This is a genomic window from Bacillus sanguinis, assembly GCF_018332475.1.
Lineage (GTDB): Bacteria > Bacillota > Bacilli > Bacillales > Bacillaceae_G > Bacillus_A > Bacillus_A sanguinis.
This window is the reverse complement of the sequence record NZ_BOQB01000512.1, coordinates 1-798: the sequence shown is the minus strand read 5'-3', so window position 1 is coordinate 798 and position 798 is coordinate 1. Positions and strand designations below refer to the sequence as shown.

The 798-nt window shown below is 31.5% G+C and carries 1 protein-coding gene; it reads right to left on the bottom strand.

Going from position 1 to position 798, the window contains the following annotated elements:
• Positions 1 to 175: 175 nt before the first annotated feature.
• Positions 176 to 484, bottom strand: coding sequence for a hypothetical protein (locus KI369_RS28130; protein WP_098150379.1), 309 nt, complete (start codon positions 482 to 484; stop codon positions 176 to 178).
• Positions 485 to 798 lie beyond the last annotated feature (314 nt).

Genomic DNA, 798 nt, shown 5'->3' with positions numbered 1-798 from the left:
TTTTTTGTATCATTATGTTTCTATGATTCTCCTTTCTGGCAGGATATAGATGTTACTGTAAATGAAGCCTATGTAAACGTCTATTAACCTAGCAACAGCATGACAAAGAAACTGATTCCCACTAAAGAGTCGTTTTCTTACAATTATTATGTCAAACGTTTAATGCTGATACATATTATACGATAAACTCGAAATATTCCGGGAAATCAATGTTATTCATATTTTCTATGCCACCATTTTCTTCTATGTGAGCATATATTTTGTGAATGCATTTATATAATAAGGAAATATGTTTCTCAGGCATATCATCTAGTAAAATAAATGCTTCCACACGGTTAGTTGCATTCTTTGCAACTTTAAAATTCCATCTACTATAAAGCTCTGGATTTAACATACAAGATTCAGTATCTGGACCGAAACTGTAAATCACACTTTCTTTATCCTCATTTTCTTTCATTATTGCTATTAGTGGATATCTCCCCATTGTTCTCAACACTCCTTAATCAAAACTTTATCAAGGGGAACTGTTAAATGCTCATCAAAAGGTATCATTGGCTCAGTTTCAGGTGAATCACATGGGCGTCCTGAATCAACTGTCTTTCGATGTGCTGTTAAATAATCTGTTTTAAAAATTCTTTCAAATCGAGATTCAAAGTATTCCTGTTTTGAAATTATGTAGGAAAGGGAAGAGATTGTAAATATAAAATACAAAAATGAAGACTATGTGTATGTGAAATATGATATAAAGATGTATTCAGACTCTGGAAGAACAAAATTAGTTGATTTGTATTCAGAACA